Consider the following 19691-nt stretch of genomic DNA (forward strand, 5'->3'; position numbering starts at 1 on the left):
ATACCTGATCGTGTAGTCCACTATGCGAACTTAGCCATGCCTATTTTTAAATACTTGACGCAGTCTAGCTGCATTCTCTTTTGTCATTTTGAGTTCATCAGGTAGTCTTTTTTTACCTAATAGTGTTTTTTTAACGGTAAAACGAGATTCTATTACTTTAGGTCTGCTATAGCGCCCATCCCAACAATCGATCAACGCACCTATATCTAAAGCAATACCGCCTTGTTGCTGTATTTCAGCACAGTAACCTTTTCCTATTAGGCCTGCTGCTACTAAGTATGGCATTCCGTGATACTCTACGTTTATACTGTTTTTGATTCTTTCGAAATGTTCTGGATAGTGTGGGACAAAGTGTCCCACCTGTCTGGCCGACTTATCTGGGGTGATGTGTTCAGTGACTTTTATACTAAGGCATTCTCTAAGTTTTTGTGGTATGTCGGTCCTCGCAGTTATTACGCCAATATGGCCGGCACGTTCTAACAAATTGGTCATTGCCCCTGATAAAAAGTAATCAAAAGAAATCCACTGCGTACAAAACTGCTGCGTCTGAAACTTTCTATGCTTTAGCGTTTTGTAAAGTTTTGCGATTCTAACTGCATCGGCAAAAGAAATATTTCTTTCTGTCTCTCTTAATCTAAATGATTTTTTGAAGGTGTCTAAAAATAATTCGGTGTTGTTACTACTGATAAGCGCGTCGTTAAATGAAACACCCAAAACATCATCTCTGACTCCGATAATATCTGCGGTATTTATTAGGTTTGATAGGTTTCTTTTTAAGTCATAGAGCTGGTTTAGAGAAGCTTGTTTGCCAACGTGCTCAGATAGGTACAAAGTATCGTGAATAGTACACTCTTCGTCAAAATCTAAAAGAGCTCCCTCACCATCTCCGAGCCTAATAAAGCTGAACGAAGACTTGTCTTCAAAGGCTTTATTGATAGCTGATTCAAACTGTTTAATAGTTAGTTGTTTAATATCTTTATAACTAGTCATTTTTTTCTAATAAGCCGCGTATCTGGTCCGCCGTATTGCTCCAAGTGAATTGTGAGATAGAAGACCGTATAAATTCTGGATTCCAATGACGCTGTGTCAATTTATATATGGCTTCAACAATTCCCTGGCTATTTAAATCGTCAATGAATACGCCATTACTACAGTCGGTTACTACTTCCGGAATACCCCCAACTTTTGTAACTATGACAGGAGTTCCAGTTGCTAATGATTCCATCACAACATTTGGCACACCTTCCCTGTAACTAGGAAGTATTAACGCATCAGCGTTGTGTAAATAGGGCAATAGCTGATCGTGTGCTACCGAGCCAAGAATATTTATATTCTCGTTTAGTTTGTTGACTTTCACTTCATTGCGTATTTTTTGTATTAGCTCCCCATCACCGATGATGTCTAAAACAATCGAAGTCACGTTTGTTTTCATTAGCGCCATAGCACCAATTAACTCTTCAATACCTTTAGTCTTAATCAACGAGCCAATAAAGAGTAACCGTATTTGTTGCTCTCGAAAAATGGGATGTGGGCGCAAAGAAAAAGTACTAAAGTCCACACCGTTATAGACAACGCTTGTGTTTGTATCTGGAGCATGTTTAGCTATCGCATTAACTAAAGCAATGCTTTTTCCGGTCACTACATCCGCGTTGTTAAAAGCCCATCTCATTTGGGGCCTATGAAAAGGTTTTTCCATAAGGGCGTTAACATCACTGCCTAATGTTTCTATGATTAATTTTCCCTTGCTAACTTTTTTAAAGAAAGCCGCAGTGACACCTTCCGCATAAGACCAACTTGCTATCACTCTATCAGCTTTTATCAGCCACATTAGAGGCTTTACCGATACAATTATTGAGATAAGCATCATTAGAGGGTGTAGTGAAGTTAGTACTTTGGGAACATATAGAAAAGGAAAAATACAGGTGTTATCAGGTACACGGTGTTTGTTTAAAACAATTTTTTTCAGCCAGACGAACCAAGGCACTGGAATTAACTTTTTTATTTCATAATGTTCGCTTAAAAACTTGGTCTCTTCTCCATTGTATGTAGCTCGTGTTGGCTGCCAAGGCAGAGGATGCAAATTGGTGAAAAAAAGTAGAGATGGCTTTCCAGTCATGAGTAGTATTTCTGATAAATAGCTGAAACTGATTCGATAGAAAATTGTTTAGAAATAAATTGGTGTGCACTTTTTCCCATTTCTTCTAAAAATTTACGATCTTCGTGTAATCTAAAAAGACATTTTTTCCATGTTACCATGTCGTTAATTTCGTAAATATACCCATTCTCACCATGTGAAATGACAGAGCTAATGTTGCCGACATTGGTTGAAACTGCCGGTATGCCCCTAGCCATAGCTTCTACTAATGACATGGGAAGGCCCTCAGTAGTTGAATTAATTAGCAACACATCTTCATTCTCATAGATAAAGTCTTCATCTAGCTGGTTCCCGTGAAATGTGATGTACTTTGATAGTTTTAACTGATCAACTTTAGCTTCTAATTTGGTTCTTTCCGGGCCGTCACCATATATATCAAGAAGAAACATTTCAAACAGTTCATATTTATTGAAAGCATCAATAACTTGAGAAACGTTTTTAAGCGGGACGAGGCGACAAACCATACATAAATTCAGTTTCTTTTCACCACCGATTTCAGCGGGAGAGTTAGGAACTGCGACACCATTTTGTATTACAGAAACGCACTGTTCCGACCAGCTATACCTTTCCTTAATTCCGCGTTTGATAGGCTCTGAAACAGCAAAGATAGTATTTATATATACAGAACTTAATTTATGAGCAAATTTCAAATACTTCAGAGGAGGTTCAACCTCACCATGAATTGTATATATCACATTTTTAAGCATTAAAAGCAGAAACAGCGGAGTAAAGGCTCTAATTACGGCGGGAGAATGAATATGTATTGTCGAGTATTTTAATAGAACAGAAATTGTTCTAAGCGATCTAACGAATACATTCCCATTTATATTAAAAACCTTTATTCCAGCCTTCTCGATATCACTTTGAAATGCATCACTTGGTTTACCAAAGGAGAGTATCCCGACACTTAAATGCTGTGACTTTTGTTCAAGTGACAGGTTTCTAACGCATTTTTCCGCCCCCCCGACTTGGAGACTACTTACACAATGTAAAACTTTCATTATTAAAACCTTTTTGCATACCCGAATAGTTTCATTAAATCTTCATTCGATACGCCAGGCGCAATAGGGAACCTATGTAAATCGTAGGGCGATGCTAAAGGCAGACGATTTATGCCAGGTTGGAAATTGAACGCTAATTCATACCCATTATTTTTGAGACCTATTATCACTTTTTCGTTATAAGTTGAGCGATTTCCAACAGGGTATGAAAAAGCCGTTATATTTGTTTTAAGCTTCGATTCAAGTAGAGCTTTAGAGTGGCTTAATTCGTAAAATAACTCATCTTCGGATAATTTTGTTAGTATATCGTGATTGTGAGAGTGAGCACCAATCTCCATCCCTTCTTCTAATAAATATCGAAGGTGGTCCCAATTCATAAATTCAGCTTCTGGATAGCTATGCTCGAACCCCAACTGTTTCTCTAATTGATATATTTGATTTTGAGCAGAAGTCTTACAACATTTTATTTGAGTAAGTACATCACGTATGAATATTTTTTCATTATGAGTATTTAAAACGGGTTTCTTCCAATTCGACAACTTAACTTGTGTTGGACGATATGTTTTAAGTAGGTAAGCAACTTTGTCCCACCACGGTACAGTGTTACTCCCTATCAACGCTGTCGCAATAAAAAAGCTAGCAGATATTTTATGCTTTTTGAGAACAGGTAGTGCGTTGGTGAAATTATCAATATAACCATCGTCGAAGGTAACACACATTAGGCGCTCTTCGATAGGTTGATTTAAACTGAGTAAATTATTTAGTTCAGCAATACTAATAACTCTAAAGTTTTTCTTGAAAAAGGTTATATGCTCATCGAGTTCTTTAGTTGTACAAGAAAACACGCAAGGATCAAACGAAGTATCGTCACTATTTCCTATTCGATGAAAATTGACGCTGTATAGACCTGCAGGGCGATTGCTCCAAAAGTAGTGGTCAAGTCCTAACCAGCTACCTATTTTCTTTTTTATACGCGACATTAGCGGTCTCAAAGGCGTTTAAAAGAAGGAGCGCCAAGGATATAGTTTCTATACGAATTTGGGTTTCCTTCTTCACCTGCTTCAGCTGCTTTTATGATGTTATACATCTCTCTAGCAGAGACGTAATGTAGAGCGTAATTCTTTCCATCGTTATATTTAGAGGTTAAATGTCGATGCATTTCCTTTACAGGCTCGCCAAGTAATGTCTCCATATCTCCATCCTGAGCTCCGTGGGTGTGTACTTTTATAAATATCCATTCAGGTTTTCCTTCGACATGAATAGCTTGATTGACCCAAAAATCAACACGATTGGGTGTCGGAGGAAACGTTTTTCTAACATCTGAGTTTTCGATTTGAGGGAAAATTCCTTTCTTTCGCACTTTCCAATTTAAACCCAAAATTCCTTGAATAAGCAGTAGGTCACCCCAAGCCTTGCCACCTTTTACGATAGGTCGTCCGGTTTCATACGACTTTGGTTTCTCTGGATCGTCTTTCGCATAGTAAATGGTATTTAACATAGCGGGTTGCGATTCATCGGGGGATGGAAACGTGAAATCGGCGTAACACCCGGTTTCTCGAAGTACAATAAGCTCATCGTTTACACCGCACCATTTTCCTTCAGGGTGAGAGTTATCTAACACCCAGTTTCCATGTATAAAGGCGTAAACGGGTTTGCCTGTCTCCGGGTCAACGCTTAATGCATTATGTTCTTCGTGAAGACATTGGGCAAAGCCAGAGAGGGTTTTTCTTAAGTTATCGCTAGTATCATCTTCATGATGTAGGTGTATCTCTATCTCGCCAAAACCTTTAGCGCATAAATCGGAAATTTTATCTAAATGTTCTTTTCGATACTCCTCTTCGGGAAAGAAAAAGCTATGCTTTGGATGATTTCCGTCTGCATCAAGAAATTGTGAGGCCATTTTAGGGTAATCAACCATCCATCGGTCCACACGTTGCCGCTCCAATTCAATGTTATCTTTATTTTTCCACTGAGGCTCATAGTGGTCTACGAAGCAAAACATGAGATGCTGCGTACCAAATACAGTAGGCTTTTGTGTAAATTGACTTTTCGTGTAGTTCCAAAGCCAACTCTGCATTTTCTTTTTCTTTACAATGGCAATGAATGCTACTGAGAGTAATACTAAGAGTGCTAGTGTAAGCGCGATCATCTAGATGTCCTTTGCCATGTCGCTGATAGGTTAGAGGATAGAAACTTAATGTAACCTCTGAAAAGGGATATATTCATTGATACAAAAAATGTTATTAGACTAATAATGTTTCCAACTACCGGAACGTTTTTAAATATTCTCAACTCGCCTAGCATCCAGAATGAATAGAACGCTAGCTGTCCAAATAACATTACCGTATATAGATAATTAGTGTGCCACAAGAGTACAATGTTTAGAAGCAAGGTAACTATCATTAAATGAGGAACAAACCAGCGTATTACCTTATGGCTTAAATAAGAGAACCAGCGCCACTTATAGCGAGGATTAAGCAACCAAGTTAGGCGAGACAATGATTGATAATTGCCAGCACCTATGCGAATGCGTCTGCCTGCTTCTTCCTTCAGGGTCGGTGCGATCTCTTCTGTCGCCAAGGCCTGTTTATTATAGATAATTTGATATTTTCTTTTGGCTACGTTCATCACAATGCAGAAATCATCTATTATTGTGTTGTCCGGTAATGGTTCGTAAAGCGAGGTTCTAATCGCGTAAATCCCACCGTTAGCACCAAGGAGAGCATCAATTTTCGATTCGTGTTTTTTCAAAAATTGTTCATATTTCCAATAAATGCCATCTTTATTGTCGCCTGAAAAAGCGTCTACAAGGTTAAGCTCGCCACATACGGCACCAACTTTTGCATTTTCAAAAGGTGCAACCAAGTTTAGTACAGCATCATTTGCAAACATGGTATTAGCATCAGAGAATACAGTTATGTCACTTTTAACACGGTCAAGCAAATCGTTGAGTACATTGATTTTTCCCCGGTTTTCTTCAAAACAAAAAACGCAAAGACGGGGATCGTGAAAACTGCTGATTATACTGTCGGTTTTGTCGGAGCTACCATCTGAGGCAATGAAAAATCGTATTTTTTCATGGGGGTAATCAAGTGATAACAGGTTCTCTATGCGCTCACCTATACAGCTTTCTTCATTATACGCGGATATCACGACTGACACCGAAGGTAATTCATTACCCTCAGTAATCACGTTTTTCTTGACTTGCTCGCGTTTAGAAAATGCTCTGCTGAAAGAATATAGTACAACCGGATATAATAAGTAGCTGTAAAGAATGAGGAAGATGGCCAACCAAAATAAGAATTCTATGTACTTCATGATATTTATCTAGCTTTTGCTGGTATTCCCAATGCTGTAGTATTTGAAGGGACATCCTTCACTACCACTGCATTAGCGCCAACTTTCACGTTACTTCCTATGTTAATGCCGCCAAATGCCTTGGCTCCAGCTCCAAAAAAAATATCATCGTTGAGTACCGGTGATTTGCCTTTCTCGTCTCCAATCACTACAGCACTTTCGAGAGTAATGTTCTTGCCGCCAATAACTTTTGAATTAATAACAACCCCAATAGGATGCATGATAACAAAACCTGGGCCAAATTCAGCTTTAACACCAATCATACAGCCGTTATAAACTCTGTTCAGGTGTTGTAGGAGTAGAGCAATTGGAGCTAAGAGCTTGGATTTAGAACAGCGAAAAGCTAGTCTATACAAGATGTTAGCGCTAGTGCCATCTGTTATGCAAGCTCTTAGTAATGATATTTTAGAGCCATCTTCTAAAAAGATCTGCTGTTTCCTTTTTAGATCAGACTTAATTAGGCGGATGGTGTTATACATTTAAACGTATTACTCTTATAGGAATGCTACTTGTATTACTTCAAGTAATTTACTTAAGCCGGTTGTAGATACTGCTCCCCGCTAGCTTAAAGTCTATAGGGGAGCACAAATATTACGTAGTATAAACTAGTCTACAAGCTAGTTGATAAAAGATCCTTCATACGTCTATAGTCGTTTTGCTGCTTTCGAGTATTTGGACTAAGTAATTTAAGTGCCTTCTCTGCAGAAACTACTTCGCCAATGTCATAAAGAATCTTGATATATATTAGGCCAATTTCAAAGCTTTTACGGTTCTCAGAATACAGCGATTCAGCAAGTCTAAGGGCTTCTTCATTTTCAGCATTGGCAACTAAGCTTTTTAAATAGGTATCAAGAACTGATATTTCACTAGGCGCACCTTTGTATGCCCTTTTTGAGAGCTCTAGTGCTCTTGCGTTCTCTCCCATTTTTAACAAAAGCCAAGCTTGATTGTTGAGTGAGCCAACGGTTGCCAGTTGGTTATCATCAAGGTACTCATAATGTCGCAATGCTTCAGTCGGAGAGTGGTTAAATAAAAGCTCAGCTAAGCGCATTCTTACAGCACTGTCTTTTGGGTAAAGCTCCAAATGCTGCAGCGCAAAATTTTCTGCTAACTTTCTCTGATTACTTGCGTAATAACTTTGCATCAAATACAGCGCGATCTCTGTAGAGTTATTTAGTTTGTAGGCATCTAGGAAGTACACGCTAGCTTGTTTATAGTCTTTATCCAGAGCAAACGTTTGACCTTTGAGCTTTTTCCACAAAGGTTTTTTCTTAGTTGAATAAGAACAAGAGTTTAAAGTGCTGATAGCGTCGGCCAATCGTTCTAACTTTAATAAATACCTTGTTTTCAATAGACTGAAGTTATCTGACTCTTCTTCGGGAAGCGTAGTTTTTGTTTCTTCTATAGAGAGCAACGCAAATTGTGGATCGTTATTTAGGTCTGCTAGTGTGAGTGCTCTAATAAGGTACTCTTTCGATACTCCCAGACTAGATTTCCATTCAAATAAAGCATTTTTAGCCTTGTCGTATTGTTTTAAAGATAAATGTAGAACGGTTTTTAGTTCGTATACAGCTCTACTCTCCACCTCTTTATTACTTGATTCCTTCTGCCACCGTTCAACAGTTGCTATCGCGTCTTCAAACATATCTGCTGAAGCCTGAGCAAACGCTAAGTCTAAAGTTGGTGCTAAGTGCTTATGCCCTTGATTGTCGTTGTAGACAGATGCGAGAAATTCAACATTTCCTACTAATTCTTTTTTGCTATTTGAGTTATTGATAAGTAATTCTACAGCCCAAGGCGAATAAAACTCGTCAGTTATAATCCTTTTCAAAAGACTATGAGAAGCTAGTTTATCTCCCTGCTTCAACAACATAACGGCTCGATATGAATTGATAAGGGGATGGTCTGGAGATATTGCTTCTACTTGACTAATAGTTTCGTTGACTTCTTTCTCATTTCCTAACTTTGCTAACGTCGCCACTTTGAGTAACAGCAACTCTACACTGTTAGGATCATTAAGCAGCCATTCATCTAAATACTTGAGTGCGGTTTCTTCGTCGTCACCTGATAACAGTGTTGTAATCAGTATTGCTTTTTGCTGAATATCCTGTGACGCTTGTGCAAAGGAAGATTCTAAAGAATGAGTATCGACTCGCCCTGTAGATTTGAGGAAACTATCTAAAGCGAATTTGACATTGCCATCAGTAAACTCTTTACTTTTCATTGAATCCAGCAACTCATTTGCTTGCTTTTTCTTACCATCTTCGTCAAGTTTAGAAGCTAGACTGAGTAGTAGAGGAAGGGTGGTATCATTTACTTGAAGCTCCTTCGAAGAATTGTATGCCTCAATGGGTTCCGCAACCATAAGTTTAGTAGCAGTTACATATCGATATATTGGATGTGAGCGTGGAATCCGATCCTCTATTTTTTCAAAGTGATTATACGCTTTTTCAAAATTGCCTAACTGATAGCTTACTAATGCTGCTGTCAATCTAGCTTCAAAAGATTCGATACCTCTAGACAAAGCGATATCTATCTCTTGTTCTGCCAGTAAGTATTTACCTAACTTGAAGTTACCACTGGCCTTTATAAGCATTGCAATTGGATTATCTTTATTAGCTTTGAGAATTAGATTGGCAAAATACTCGGCTTCTTCCAGCGATTGAGATTTATAATATGAAATTGCGGCTAAAACTATAACTCTTGTGTCATTGGGCCTCACTTTGTGTAAACCATCAAGAACCGCAGACGCAGAATTGAATTCATTAATAGAAAAGTAAAACTTCGAAGCAATGTATCGCTGAACATAAGAGCTTTGCTCCAACGGTAATGTATTAAGAAAGGACCTCAGCTCTTTAGTTTTACCTTTCCTTAAAAGGGGATACATATCTTTATATATTTTAGTTTGAAGGTTTGAAGAGGAGTCGTTGCCTGCTAAAACTAATAAATCGTTTGCTAAGCCAGCTTCTTCAGATATTGGTTCAAGCGTCTTTGCAAATTCTTGAAGAGAGACAAAGTTTTCAGAAAGGAAATAGATTTCCAAGACCGTTGTGTTCTCATGACTAGACCGCTCCAAATTAACGAAGTCTAAAAATCTATTTATTTCTTTTTCAGCGAAGTCATATTTACCTTGATATAAATAAGCTTTTGCTAAGAGATATCTATACTTAGCGTTTTCAGGTGATGATGCAATAGCACTTCGGAGTTGAACAATAGATGTTGATAGTTCGGAATAAGTGGACTCTGAGGATAGAGAATCGAAAGAGGTTTTTTCGCTGTTCGGCGAACATGCAAAAAGACTGAAAAGAGTGATGGTTAAAACGATGTTTCTCATATTCTACCCTGAATATTAATCTGAATAACTTGAGTTTAAAGGCTATCCTTAGCAATAACCACTTTTCATTTAATGGTAAGCAAAAAAAGCGACCTATCGGTCGCTTTTTATCTTTAAAATTTTACGGCTTGTTACTAAGAATTTCTGAATCTACGAAAACCGCCTAAACCAAGTAGACCAAGCCCCATAACAGCGATAGTAGCTGGTGCAGAAACTTGAATTTCAAGGTTAGCACTAGGAAGCGTGGTTGTTCTGCTTAGGAAGACTTCGTTGTCGAAATCGTCCAGGTCTATACCTAGCGAAGCAAGAACCTGGTTGTTAAAAGCGGTCGGAGAGTAGCCGTTATCCGTTGGCGCTTGTTCAGCATTGGTAATTTCCGCTGTAATCTCAGCGCCGTATTGACTTGGATCATTATTCGCTACGATTTCAGCTAGATCTGAGTCACCATTAAATGAAGGATCCATGAAGAAAAGGTTAGAGAGTACCGATTCAATCTCGGCGAATAACGTTAGATTGATACCGCCTCCGTCATTGAAAGTGCTACCGCTTAGTGAAAGCGAAAGAGCTGGGACAGAATCATTAGGCGTAGACACGTCATCATCGAAGTACATATTGAAGTAACCGCCTACGAAGTCAGCTACCAAAGCGTCACCGTCGTCAAACTGGCCGTTTGCGACTCCATTGTCGATTACACCCGCGTAACCCCATAATTCATAATCGAACGTGAGGTTCCATGAGTCTGTAAAGAACTCGCTAGAACCTGTATCAGGGTTTAAAAAGCCCACTTCACCTTCTGCACTATCAAAAACCAGAGTTCCGTTTTGAATACCATCCCCTTCAAGGTCAAGGTATGCAGAAGTAGGTGTTAAGTTGTTAAACGTAAACATGTCGAAAGTGTATGTAAAGCCGTCGGCATCACCGAATGGAACACCGCTATCATTGTCGCCAGGGTTCATAAATAGCGGTGATGCTCCCGCCGTTGCCGTGCATCCTGCAAAAACTACAGCAGTAAAAATTTTTGTAAGCTTGTTCATGTCGCCTCCGTATGAACTATACATTTGTGAGTACTCCTAGTGGGTAGCTTAAAATGTGCCAACTATTTAAGTTCATGAATAACAGTGATTTTTATAATTCTATAGGGGTGAAACTTTTGTTTCTGTAAAAAAAATCGACACTATTTTGATAGCACTAACTTCCTTGCAACTTTTAACTTCAACTTCTGTACAAAACTTTTGTTACCCTTTCGTAGGTGAGTTATTTTAAATTTGTTTCGATATGCATCAAAGTGGATTCCCTTAGGAGCAGTAAGAACATCACCTCTTTTAAGTAGCAGTTTAAGTGCGTTTGTAGCGGCTATACCGGCACAAAGCTTGACGGCCATCGGAGTAGATGGGCCGCGTTTTTCGTTGAAATTAGCTGCTTCTGGAACGACTAGATATTTTCTCTGTAACATCTTGGGAGAAAGCCCGACTAAAAACTTCAAACACTTACTTTCTTCATCATCTTCTTTCTGGATATCAAAATAATCTGAGAAAGTCATACTGGAATCTGTAAAGCAAAGTACAGAAGTTCCCATTCCTAAGGGCGCTGCTGTGATCGCGGGTATACTTTGTAAACGACAATGTTTGAATACTTGTTCTCTAATATCAATAACGAAAAAGTCTAGACTATCTATGTATATGTCTACATTGGCGAGGAATTCAGAAATGTTTGTCGAATTTATTCCGTCAGGAAAAACTTTTATAGAACAATTAGGGTTAATATCTTTCAGCACTCTCTCTAAAACAGAGATTTTTGGCATTTCCAACGTTGAAAGAAAAGCTCCAGCTTGGCGATTTAAGTTATGGACTTCAAAAATATCAAAATCTGAAATAGAGAATTTCTCGATTCCAAGTCTTGCTAGAGTTACAGCGTGTTCAAAGCCCACTCCGCCAGCACCTGCGATAGCAACACGCTTGGCCCTGATGCTCTGCTGTTCATCTTCGGTCAACCATCCAATATTTCTAGAGAAAGCTTTAGTATAGTCAAACATAACTTACACTAATCCTTTTGGGTACTTACCAACCGTTTCTTGGATGTCATTTAACATCACTCTAAAACTAGGTCTGAGGTTATGGAATAGCAATGTAGGGTTGATATAAAACGGCGCTCTTTTACCGTGATAATTTACAACAGGCCCAATTTGTTCAAATTGGATTCCGATGAACCGCATGCTGCGAGCTAGCCTAGGCTCCATCATAACGTATGTATGCTTGATATCATTGTGAATTACTAGGGCTGCTGCAGAAAAGTATAAGCCTATAGCTATGAACGGAAAACAGCGTAGCTCGTTTTCCGAGTAAGTGTGCTCGTTGATAACACCAATGGCGGCCCCAGAGAACTTATCCATCTGACGTTTTCGAAATTCTAGCGGAACTGCCAAGCGGGATATTTCACAAATATCTTGTCTTGCAAAATTGCGTGGATTTAGCGTTTCATGAGTAATGGAGTCTAAACAAAATTTCTCTATAGGAAGAAGTTGCTCTTCTGATTGAGGCCTAACTAGTCGCACTGTGCCCGCATAGTGACCTGACTTCCTATGCTTTATTAAACAAGGGCTGGAAAACGTATCGAATTCATCTTTCTCAAATTTGTCACTCCGAAGCGGTTCGAATCCTAGTTCTTCACAATATACCTTGTGTCGTATTGTATAGCTTTGATCTCGAACCGACTGAGATTGTGCAACCACCGGCTCTAGAAAGTCTGAGAAGTGTTTAGAGATAAATTTAGCTTCTTGAAGTTTCTCTAATCCGCCAAGTGCTTTTCCTAGTTTACTGTCTCGGCCGACGATAGACTTCATGCGCGCTATTATTGTTTTATTAGCCACTAAACTTCGTTCCACAAAAATCATCCTTCAAGAGAGTTTAGCAAATATTTTTCATAAATTACTTAATCCTTTTATACTATTTTTCTTAGTAATTGATAATTTATGTTTGCCTAACATTCATATTTTTGCTCGTAGCTTCGTAAATAGGCAGTGATTTATGTAGTACAGGCGCGAAAATATCTGTTTCGTAAAAGATAACTTAGTTTATCTAAACCATTTCGGTAGCCATATACAAATGACGTTTTTGCTAAATATCTATAGGCGGAAATAATATGAGAATTTTTAATATCACAGCTTTACTAATGCTCACTATCTTCAGTGCAGGGCTTAAAGCACAATCTAATCGAAGTGATGACTTTGTTGATATGGTCAAAATGGTTTCAGAAGGTACAGTAGCAATTGCTATCGATGCGCCAATCAAACATTCGTCTCCCCGCGTTCTAGGAACTGGTTTTGTTGTTACCAATGGTCACTTCGCAATAACGAATTATCATGTAGTATCAGAAGATCTAGATCCAACTATAGTTGAAAATTATGTCGTTCTTAGCGGGGTGGGAAGTGTCGTTAAAAAAATAAGAGCGGAAGTCGTTGAAATAGATCCCAAACATGACTTGGCTCTATTGAAGTTGAGTTCTCCATTGAAGCCCTTAGAGCTTGGGAGTCAAGAATTACTACTTCCTGGAACTGAAATAGCGTTTACAGGTTTTCCAATCGGTGCTGTTTTAGGGCTATACCCAGCTACCCATAGGGGTTACATTTCAGCTATAACCCCAGATGCAATCCCTGCATCAAACAGTGACCAGTTAAATTTGGTAATGATGAAGCGCCTTCAAAATGTTAGTCTAATTTATCAACTCGACGCTATAGCGTATCCTGGTAACAGTGGTAGCCCATTATATAATCCAGAAACGGGAGAGGTTATTGGAGTGATAAATAAGGTTTTAGTTAAAGATACTAAGGAAAGTGCTCTGGCTTCGCCGACGGGAATTTCTTATGCTATTCCTGTAAAGTTTGTTATTAAGTTAATTGGGAAATATAATGAAGAAAGTTAATATTGGGCTTGTAAAGTCATCTGTGGCCTAATACTTGCAGACTTCGTTTAAGATTACAGAAATTCTAGAGTAACTTCTATGTCGTTCAAGAGACTTAATGAAAAACGCGTTATTGCTTAGATGACTAACTATAAGCTTAAGCTTACCCTTTCAGAACTCAATGACAATTTTACATCAGTTAGGACGTGACGGATGTACCTCAAAATGACTGAACAATACCCTAGGGATAAATAAATGAAAATCTTAGTCACCGGAGCAGCTGGTTTTATTGGCGCAGCTGTATCGCAATATCTTATCAATCGTGGTGACCAAGTTGTCGGGATTGACAACATAAACGATTATTACGATGTAAATTTAAAGCACGCGCGTTTAAGTGAAATTAAATCATCATCTGCTGCTGACCTGTTCTCATTCACAGAAATGGGCGTCGAAGAGCGCGATAAAATGGCTGCGCTTTTTGAAGAACATAAGTTCGACAGGGTAGTGCACTTAGCAGCCCAAGCTGGAGTGCGTTATTCTCTTGAAAACCCTAACGCTTACGTCGATTCCAATATCGTTGGCTTTGTAAATATTTTAGAAGGGTGTCGTCATAATAAAGTCGAGCACTTAGTTTATGCGTCATCTAGCTCAGTTTACGGTGCGAATGAAACAATGCCGTTTTCAGAGCAGCATAACGTCGATCACCAAGTCAGCTTGTATGCCGCTTCTAAAAAAGCGAACGAGCTAATGGCTCATACTTATAGCCACCTGTATAGCTTGCCTACAACGGGGCTGCGCTTTTTCACTGTTTACGGGCCTTGGGGCCGTCCAGATATGGCGCTTTTCAAGTTCACTAAAGCTATTCTGGAAGGTAAAACAATACAGGTTTACAACTACGGTAACCACCGTCGTGATTTTACCTATATTGATGATATTGTAGAGGGCGTAATTCGCTCACTAGATAATGTAGCGAAACCCAATGAGAGCTGGGATGGCAGTAACCCAGACCCAAGCACCAGTAAAGCGCCTTATAAGGTATACAACATAGGTGCGCAAACGCCTGTTCACCTTTTGAAGTTCATTGAAACGTTGGAAAGTGCGCTGGGTGTTGAGGCTAAAAAAGAACTTCTTCCTATTCAGCCTGGCGATGTGCCAGATACCTATGCTGATGTGTCGTCGCTGGTCGAAGATACTGGGTACCAACCGTCTACCGATGTTGAAACAGGCGTTAAAGCGTTTGTTGACTGGTATCGTGACTTTTACAAGGTGTAAGACCTAGCACGTTAAACGTACTCTGAAAGTCAGTTAAATTGCACCGATTTTCATAAATCCCGCACACTTTTTGGGCAAAAACTCTTTTGTGGTTGAATAACCTAGCTCAAAAAGTGTGTTTTTAATTTCTGGTGTGAGCGAAAAATCTACCGCAGAAATCTCCCCGGTATTCACTACCACTGTATTGTGCCAGTACTTCGCATTAACGTACTCTCTGGATATCGCCGTCATAAACGTACGAATAAGCATGCTGACGTATTGCGGTAGTTGAAGTAAATTTTTCTTAATGGCTTTACGTTTTTGATTGGTACTTTGTAGCCTGAAGCACACGGATGGCGTGCCATCACCTCGCCAGTCTTCAAACAATGCATCTTCAGACAATATCGCCCCGTCTACTAATAAGTGCTCTTTAAAGGGCTTAAACGAAAAGATAAGCGGTATCGACATAGAGTACCGTACTGCCTCTGATACTTTCATATCAGGAGAGGTCTGCTTATTAAATAAAACTGGCCCGCCGCCATTTACGTCGGTAGCGAGTATATGCAGGTCCAGGGGGAGGTCGGCAAAGACTGCACCCTCTAACTGTTCGTCAATCCATCGCTGAAACACATCGCCAGATGACAGCCCTCCTTCTCGAAGCAATCTCACGATAGAAAACTCTGTGAATTGCTTGAAATCGGTAACGAGTGCTAGCTCTCGCATTTGCTCGACAGTGTACCCTTTGGCATAAAGGGATGCGATAATTGAGCCGCCAGATACGCCAACCAAAGTATCGAAACCAATATTCATATCGTGCAGCGCTTTTATGATGCCAATATGGGCACTTAAGCGCGTACCCCCACCTGAAAAGATAGGAACTATTTGTGTGACGTTCGCATTTAAAAGTTTATTCGGTATCGCCGCCGAGGCTATCTGCATGTGCATACTCCAAACTAGGGAGGCGTCGCGAACAAGGTTTTATATACAGCTGTAAAACGAAACGCACTGCCTCACAGTAAAAGCGTAGTTTAATGGCGCACAATCAGTAAAGTTTAAAAGGGAAGAAGAGCGATATCTTTAGTCTAAGGTGTTGCGATATTGCTACATAATGCGACGCTCAGTACTTTTGTCAGTGGGTTCGACTGACACATAAAAAAGTGCAAATGATTGAATATTATGCGAACGATACATAAAAAGGCTCACTTCTGAATTAACAAAAGTGAGCCTAGTTAGTATGCGATTGTGTTTCTAACGTGCTTTACGGTCGAGGTTATAAACCTCAGATTCTAACTTATAAATACACGTAAGAAATTAACTCGCAGCAAGCTTCGCTTTCATCTCCCGTCGACGAGCGTGCAATAAAGGTTCAGTATAACCGCTAGGTTGCTCTTTCCCTTTGAAGATAAGGTCACTTGCAGCTAAGAAGCCGATTGAGCTGTCTAAATCAGGCGCCATAGGAATGTACTCAGGGTCGCCGGCGTTTTGCTCATCTACCAGCACTGCCATACGAGCCAAAGACTCTTTTACCTGATCTACACTTACAATGCCGTGCTCTAGCCAGTTAGCGATATGCTGCGATGAAATACGCAAGGTTGCGCGGTCTTCCATTAAGCCTACATTGTTGATGTCTGGCACTTTAGAGCAGCCTACACCTTGGTGAACCCAGCGCACTACGTAGCCCAATATACCCTGAACGTTATTGTCTATTTCACGCTTGATGCCTTCACGCGTAAGTGTAGATGCATCTTCTAACAATGGAATGGTAAGTATGTCAGCAAGGCCATCAAAATCTTCATCTAATGACTTCTGAACGTCAAACACATTCACATCATGATAATGAAGTGCGTGCAGTGTTGCTGCAGTGGGTGAGGGTACCCAAGCGGTATTAGCACCAGCTTTAGGATGGCCAATTTTAGCGGTCATCATATTTTGCATTTCATCAGGTATCGGCCACATGCCTTTACCAATTTGCGCTTTGCCAGAAAGGCCGCAGCGAAGGCCTACAGCCACATTTGCGGTTTCATAAGCCTTAATCCAGGCCATCGACTTAAGCGCGGCTTTTTCTGCGAAAGGACCTGCAAGCATTGAGGTATGAATTTCATCACCGGTTCTGTCTAAGAAACCCGTGTTGATAAACACAACGCGTGAGGTGGCCTCAGCAATACAAGCCTGAAGGTTGATACTTGTGCGGCGTTCTTCATCCATTATACCCATCTTAAGGGTGTTGGCTGGAACATCGATAATTGCTTCAATAGCACCAAACAATGCGTTAGAGAATGCCACTTCTTCAGGTCCATGCATTTTAGGTTTAACAATATAAATACTGCCTTCGCGGCTGTTTTTAAATTTGCTGTTTCTTAAAAGATCATGCTTAGCAATAAGAGACGTCACTAAACCGTCCATGATCCCTTCTGGTACTTCTTCTCCGTCAAAGAGCATGGCATTGTTAGTCATAAGATGGCCTACGTTTCTAACAAACATCAGGCTTCGACCAGAAAGCACTAGCTCGCCGTCTTTTAGCTTGTCTTGTGAAGCGTGTTTAGACGGCTGATAGCTTCTATCATCATGCATAGCGCGAACAAGCTGTTTACCGCCCTTTGTCATTTCAATGCTTAGCGAGCCTTTCATAAGGCCTAACCAGTTGCTGTACACCAAAGTTTTGTCTTCGGCATCTACCGCGGCAACGGAATCTTCGCAATCCATAATGGTAGTTAGTGCGGCTTCAACCAGCACGTCTTTTACGTTCGCAGCATCGCTCTCACCAATAGGGTGAGTAGGGTCTAGTTGAATTTCAAAATGCAGACCATTGTGGGCAAAAAGCAAGCTTGAAGGTGCGTTAATGTCACCCTGGTAACCCTGCCACTGTTCGGTATTCGCTAGGGTTGTCTCGTCGCCGTCGGCAAGGGTAATAGCCAGCTTGCCTGATTCGATTTTGTATTTAGTAACGTCAGCGTGGCTGCCTTTTGCTAGCGGTATCATGCTATCTAGGTAGTCTTTCGCTTTAGCGACAACTTTGGCACCGCGTACAGGGTTGTAGCTCTTGCCAGGCTCGGCGCCACCGTCATTGCTTATAACGTCAGTGCCGTAAAGTGCGTCGTACAGGCTTCCCCAACGTGCGTTTACCGCATTAAGTGCGTAGCGCGCATTATTGATTGGTACTACTAACTGCGGGCCTGCCATTGTCGCTATTTCAGCATCTACATTTTGTGTTTGTGCGCTTACTTGTGATGGTTGTTCAACAAGGTACCCAATGCTTTTTAGGAAGTCGGTATATTCGTTTCCGTTTACCGGGTTGCCGGCTTTATGATAATCGTCGATAGCACGCTGAAGCTGTTCTCGCTTTTCCAATAGTGCGCGATTTTGAGGAATGAATTTTTCGAAGAGGGTTTCTGCACCTTGCCAAAAGGTGTCTTTATCTACGCCTGTACCAGGAAGTGCCTGTTCATTTATAAAATTATCTAGCTGTTCGGCAACCTGTAGTCGGCCTCTGGTGATATATCCTTGCATAACTACCTCTATACATTTGTCTGTTAACCCAGTGTAGTGTGTATAGAGATAGTTTTTTAATTTATGGTTTGTATTTTTGCCATATATTTTGTGAATGTTTAGCCCGCGTTCATTTCGCTGGCAACGTCGCTGATTAATCGACGCAACCAAATGTGGCCAGCGTCGTGGTGAAGTAGAGCACTCCACGCCATTTTTAGCGCAATAGGTGGTATGTCAAAAGGCGGTTCTTTAATCACTACATCTGGATCGTGTTTAAACAAACGCGCTGCTTTACTTGGCAAGGTAGCAATAAGCTTTTGCTTTTTGGCAATTTGAAGCGCTGCGTGGTAATGACGCGTAAACACACGAATAGCCCGCTGTTTGCCAATTTTTGTTAGTTCAGCGTCTACCCATCCCAACTTTTGAACTTCATTCGGGTCAATACCTACGCCCACACCAAAACCCGTTTTACTCACCCAGATATGCTGAGCGCTCAAGTAGCCTTCTAGATTGCATTTTTCTACTAGCGGGTGGTCCGCACTCATTACGCAGCTAAAGGTGTCATACCAAATAACTTTTTGGTGAAACGACAAGGGTAGTTCATCGAAACGGTTGATCGCCATATCCACTTTACCTTGCTCGACATCGTGAAACGTCACGTCACTAGGCGTAATAAGGTCAAGGGTAATATTGGGCGCTAAATCGGCCAGTCTTCCAACTAACTCAAGTAACAAAGTACTTTCTGCATAGTCACTGGTCATGATGCGGAAGGTTCTGTCGCTGGTTAAAGGGTCGAAGTCAGTTTCGGGCTGAATAGAGCTTTCTAATCGGCTAAGTACATCGCGAATAATGGGTTGCAACTCAAGGGCGCGCTTCGTAGGCGTCATTCCATCACTAGTACGCACTAAAAGCGGATCTTTAAATAGATCGCGAAGGCGTTTCAAGCCGTTACTCATTGCTGGCTGAGTAATACTTAGCTGGTTTGCAGCTTTTGTAACACTGCCTTCGCGCAACAGCACATCTAAATAAACCAATAAATTCAGGTCGACCTTCGCTATATTCATTATTCTAATGCTCTTATTAAACCTAATTAAACACACCTATTATAAAGCTTTTTTATTCGATTGTCAGATAAGCGTTTGGTCTTAAAGCCTTCACAAAATTATTTGTAAGCTATTGAAAGTAAGTGTGTATATGGATTGGTTATGGG

General features: G+C 40.3%; 16 protein-coding genes. 2 read left to right on the top strand and 14 right to left on the bottom strand.

Annotated features, from left to right (window positions below; genetic code table 11):
* Positions 1 to 30: 30 nt before the first annotated feature.
* The 11 genes from ACYX4N_RS07705 to ACYX4N_RS07755 all read right to left on the bottom strand — a co-directional run bounded on the left by ACYX4N_RS07705 (position 31) and on the right by ACYX4N_RS07755 (position 12686).
* Complete coding sequence (locus tag ACYX4N_RS07705; RefSeq protein WP_476056163.1) at positions 31 to 990, bottom strand: GT-D fold domain-containing protein; 960 nt, start codon at positions 988 to 990, stop codon at positions 31 to 33.
* Positions 983 to 2116 carry a glycosyltransferase gene (locus ACYX4N_RS07710; RefSeq protein ID WP_476056164.1) on the bottom strand — a complete coding sequence of 378 codons (1134 nt, stop codon included), beginning with the start codon at positions 2114 to 2116 and terminating at the stop codon, positions 983 to 985. Before ACYX4N_RS07710 ends, ACYX4N_RS07705 begins: the two co-directional genes overlap by 8 nt.
* Positions 2113 to 3156: a glycosyltransferase gene (locus tag ACYX4N_RS07715; protein ID WP_476056165.1), complete on the bottom strand. Its 1044-nt coding sequence runs from the start codon at positions 3154 to 3156 to the stop codon at positions 2113 to 2115. Before ACYX4N_RS07715 ends, ACYX4N_RS07710 begins: the two co-directional genes overlap by 4 nt.
* A gap of 2 nt (positions 3157 to 3158) precedes the next feature.
* A complete protein-coding gene (locus ACYX4N_RS07720; RefSeq protein ID WP_476056166.1) occupies positions 3159 to 4136 on the bottom strand; it encodes a polysaccharide deacetylase family protein in 978 nt (325 codons plus the stop codon).
* An 8-nt stretch (positions 4137 to 4144) separates the two neighbouring features.
* On the bottom strand, positions 4145 to 5305 hold the full coding sequence (locus ACYX4N_RS07725) for a hypothetical protein (protein ID WP_476056167.1): 1161 nt from the start codon (positions 5303 to 5305) through the stop codon (positions 4145 to 4147).
* Positions 5302 to 6474 carry a glycosyltransferase family 2 protein gene (locus ACYX4N_RS07730; protein WP_476056168.1) on the bottom strand — a complete coding sequence of 391 codons (1173 nt, stop codon included), beginning with the start codon at positions 6472 to 6474 and terminating at the stop codon, positions 5302 to 5304. Before ACYX4N_RS07730 ends, ACYX4N_RS07725 begins: the two co-directional genes overlap by 4 nt.
* A gap of 5 nt (positions 6475 to 6479) precedes the next feature.
* Positions 6480 to 6992 carry a serine O-acetyltransferase gene (locus tag ACYX4N_RS07735; protein WP_476056169.1) on the bottom strand — a complete coding sequence of 171 codons (513 nt, stop codon included), beginning with the start codon at positions 6990 to 6992 and terminating at the stop codon, positions 6480 to 6482.
* 131 nt (positions 6993 to 7123) lie between these two features.
* Positions 7124 to 9847 carry a tetratricopeptide repeat protein gene (locus tag ACYX4N_RS07740; RefSeq protein WP_476056170.1) on the bottom strand — a complete coding sequence of 908 codons (2724 nt, stop codon included), beginning with the start codon at positions 9845 to 9847 and terminating at the stop codon, positions 7124 to 7126.
* 134 nt (positions 9848 to 9981) lie between these two features.
* Positions 9982 to 10881, bottom strand: coding sequence for a hypothetical protein (locus ACYX4N_RS07745; RefSeq protein ID WP_474805645.1), 900 nt, complete (start codon positions 10879 to 10881; stop codon positions 9982 to 9984).
* A 140-nt stretch (positions 10882 to 11021) separates the two neighbouring features.
* Positions 11022 to 11879 carry a ThiF family adenylyltransferase gene (locus ACYX4N_RS07750; protein ID WP_474805647.1) on the bottom strand — a complete coding sequence of 286 codons (858 nt, stop codon included), beginning with the start codon at positions 11877 to 11879 and terminating at the stop codon, positions 11022 to 11024.
* Positions 11880 to 11882: 3 nt separating this feature from the next.
* Positions 11883 to 12686, bottom strand: coding sequence for a PEP-CTERM/exosortase system-associated acyltransferase (locus ACYX4N_RS07755; RefSeq protein WP_474809230.1), 804 nt, complete (start codon positions 12684 to 12686; stop codon positions 11883 to 11885).
* Positions 12687 to 12985: 299 nt separating this feature from the next.
* Here ACYX4N_RS07755 and ACYX4N_RS07760 point away from each other — a divergent pair, with 299 nt between their 5' ends.
* Together ACYX4N_RS07760 and ACYX4N_RS07765 are read left to right on the top strand one after the other, a co-directional pair.
* Positions 12986 to 13765 carry a S1 family peptidase gene (locus ACYX4N_RS07760; RefSeq protein ID WP_476056171.1) on the top strand — a complete coding sequence of 260 codons (780 nt, stop codon included), beginning with the start codon at positions 12986 to 12988 and terminating at the stop codon, positions 13763 to 13765.
* A 234-nt stretch (positions 13766 to 13999) separates the two neighbouring features.
* Entirely contained in the window at positions 14000 to 15016 is a 1017-nt protein-coding gene (locus ACYX4N_RS07765; RefSeq protein WP_476056172.1) for an NAD-dependent epimerase, read from the top strand.
* Positions 15017 to 15049: 33 nt separating this feature from the next.
* Here the strand turns inward: ACYX4N_RS07765 and ACYX4N_RS07770 are convergent, their stop codons facing one another.
* From ACYX4N_RS07770 to ACYX4N_RS07780, 3 genes are all read right to left on the bottom strand, one after another.
* The gene (locus tag ACYX4N_RS07770) at positions 15050 to 15934 is read right to left on the bottom strand and encodes a patatin-like phospholipase family protein (protein WP_476056173.1); all 885 of its coding nucleotides are present in this window, start codon (positions 15932 to 15934) and stop codon (positions 15050 to 15052) included.
* A gap of 372 nt (positions 15935 to 16306) precedes the next feature.
* Positions 16307 to 18502, bottom strand: coding sequence for a malate synthase G (locus ACYX4N_RS07775; RefSeq protein ID WP_476056174.1), 2196 nt, complete (start codon positions 18500 to 18502; stop codon positions 16307 to 16309).
* 98 nt (positions 18503 to 18600) lie between these two features.
* Positions 18601 to 19545 carry a LysR family transcriptional regulator gene (locus ACYX4N_RS07780; protein WP_071959609.1) on the bottom strand — a complete coding sequence of 315 codons (945 nt, stop codon included), beginning with the start codon at positions 19543 to 19545 and terminating at the stop codon, positions 18601 to 18603.
* Between the last annotated feature and the right edge of the window lie 146 nt (positions 19546 to 19691).

The organism is Alteromonas sp. ABH4_452 (assembly GCF_056311825.1).

Bases quoted from the DNA above. Each gene is read 5' to 3' on its own strand.
- ACYX4N_RS07770 (WP_476056173.1), bottom strand. From the start codon at position 15,934: ATGCAGATAGCCTCGGCGGCGATACCGAATAAACTTTTAAATGCGAAC.
- ACYX4N_RS07750 (WP_474805647.1), bottom strand. From the start codon at position 11,879: ATGTTTGACTATACTAAAGCTTTCTCTAGAAATATTGGATGGTTGACC.
- ACYX4N_RS07745 (WP_474805645.1), bottom strand. From the start codon at position 10,881: ATGAACAAGCTTACAAAAATTTTTACTGCTGTAGTTTTTGCAGGATGC.
- ACYX4N_RS07735 (WP_476056169.1), bottom strand. From the start codon at position 6,992: ATGTATAACACCATCCGCCTAATTAAGTCTGATCTAAAAAGGAAACAG.
- ACYX4N_RS07775 (WP_476056174.1), bottom strand. From the start codon at position 18,502: ATGCAAGGATATATCACCAGAGGCCGACTACAGGTTGCCGAACAGCTA.
- ACYX4N_RS07755 (WP_474809230.1), bottom strand. From the start codon at position 12,686: ATGAAGTCTATCGTCGGCCGAGACAGTAAACTAGGAAAAGCACTTGGC.
- ACYX4N_RS07715 (WP_476056165.1), bottom strand. From the start codon at position 3,156: ATGAAAGTTTTACATTGTGTAAGTAGTCTCCAAGTCGGGGGGGCGGAA.
- ACYX4N_RS07760 (WP_476056171.1), top strand. From the start codon at position 12,986: ATGAGAATTTTTAATATCACAGCTTTACTAATGCTCACTATCTTCAGT.
- ACYX4N_RS07740 (WP_476056170.1), bottom strand. From the start codon at position 9,847: ATGAGAAACATCGTTTTAACCATCACTCTTTTCAGTCTTTTTGCATGT.
- ACYX4N_RS07725 (WP_476056167.1), bottom strand. From the start codon at position 5,305: ATGATCGCGCTTACACTAGCACTCTTAGTATTACTCTCAGTAGCATTC.
- ACYX4N_RS07710 (WP_476056164.1), bottom strand. From the start codon at position 2,116: ATGACTGGAAAGCCATCTCTACTTTTTTTCACCAATTTGCATCCTCTG.
- ACYX4N_RS07730 (WP_476056168.1), bottom strand. From the start codon at position 6,474: ATGAAGTACATAGAATTCTTATTTTGGTTGGCCATCTTCCTCATTCTT.
- ACYX4N_RS07705 (WP_476056163.1), bottom strand. From the start codon at position 990: ATGACTAGTTATAAAGATATTAAACAACTAACTATTAAACAGTTTGAA.
- ACYX4N_RS07780 (WP_071959609.1), bottom strand. From the start codon at position 19,545: ATGAATATAGCGAAGGTCGACCTGAATTTATTGGTTTATTTAGATGTG.
- ACYX4N_RS07720 (WP_476056166.1), bottom strand. From the start codon at position 4,136: ATGTCGCGTATAAAAAAGAAAATAGGTAGCTGGTTAGGACTTGACCAC.
- ACYX4N_RS07765 (WP_476056172.1), top strand. From the start codon at position 14,000: ATGAAAATCTTAGTCACCGGAGCAGCTGGTTTTATTGGCGCAGCTGTA.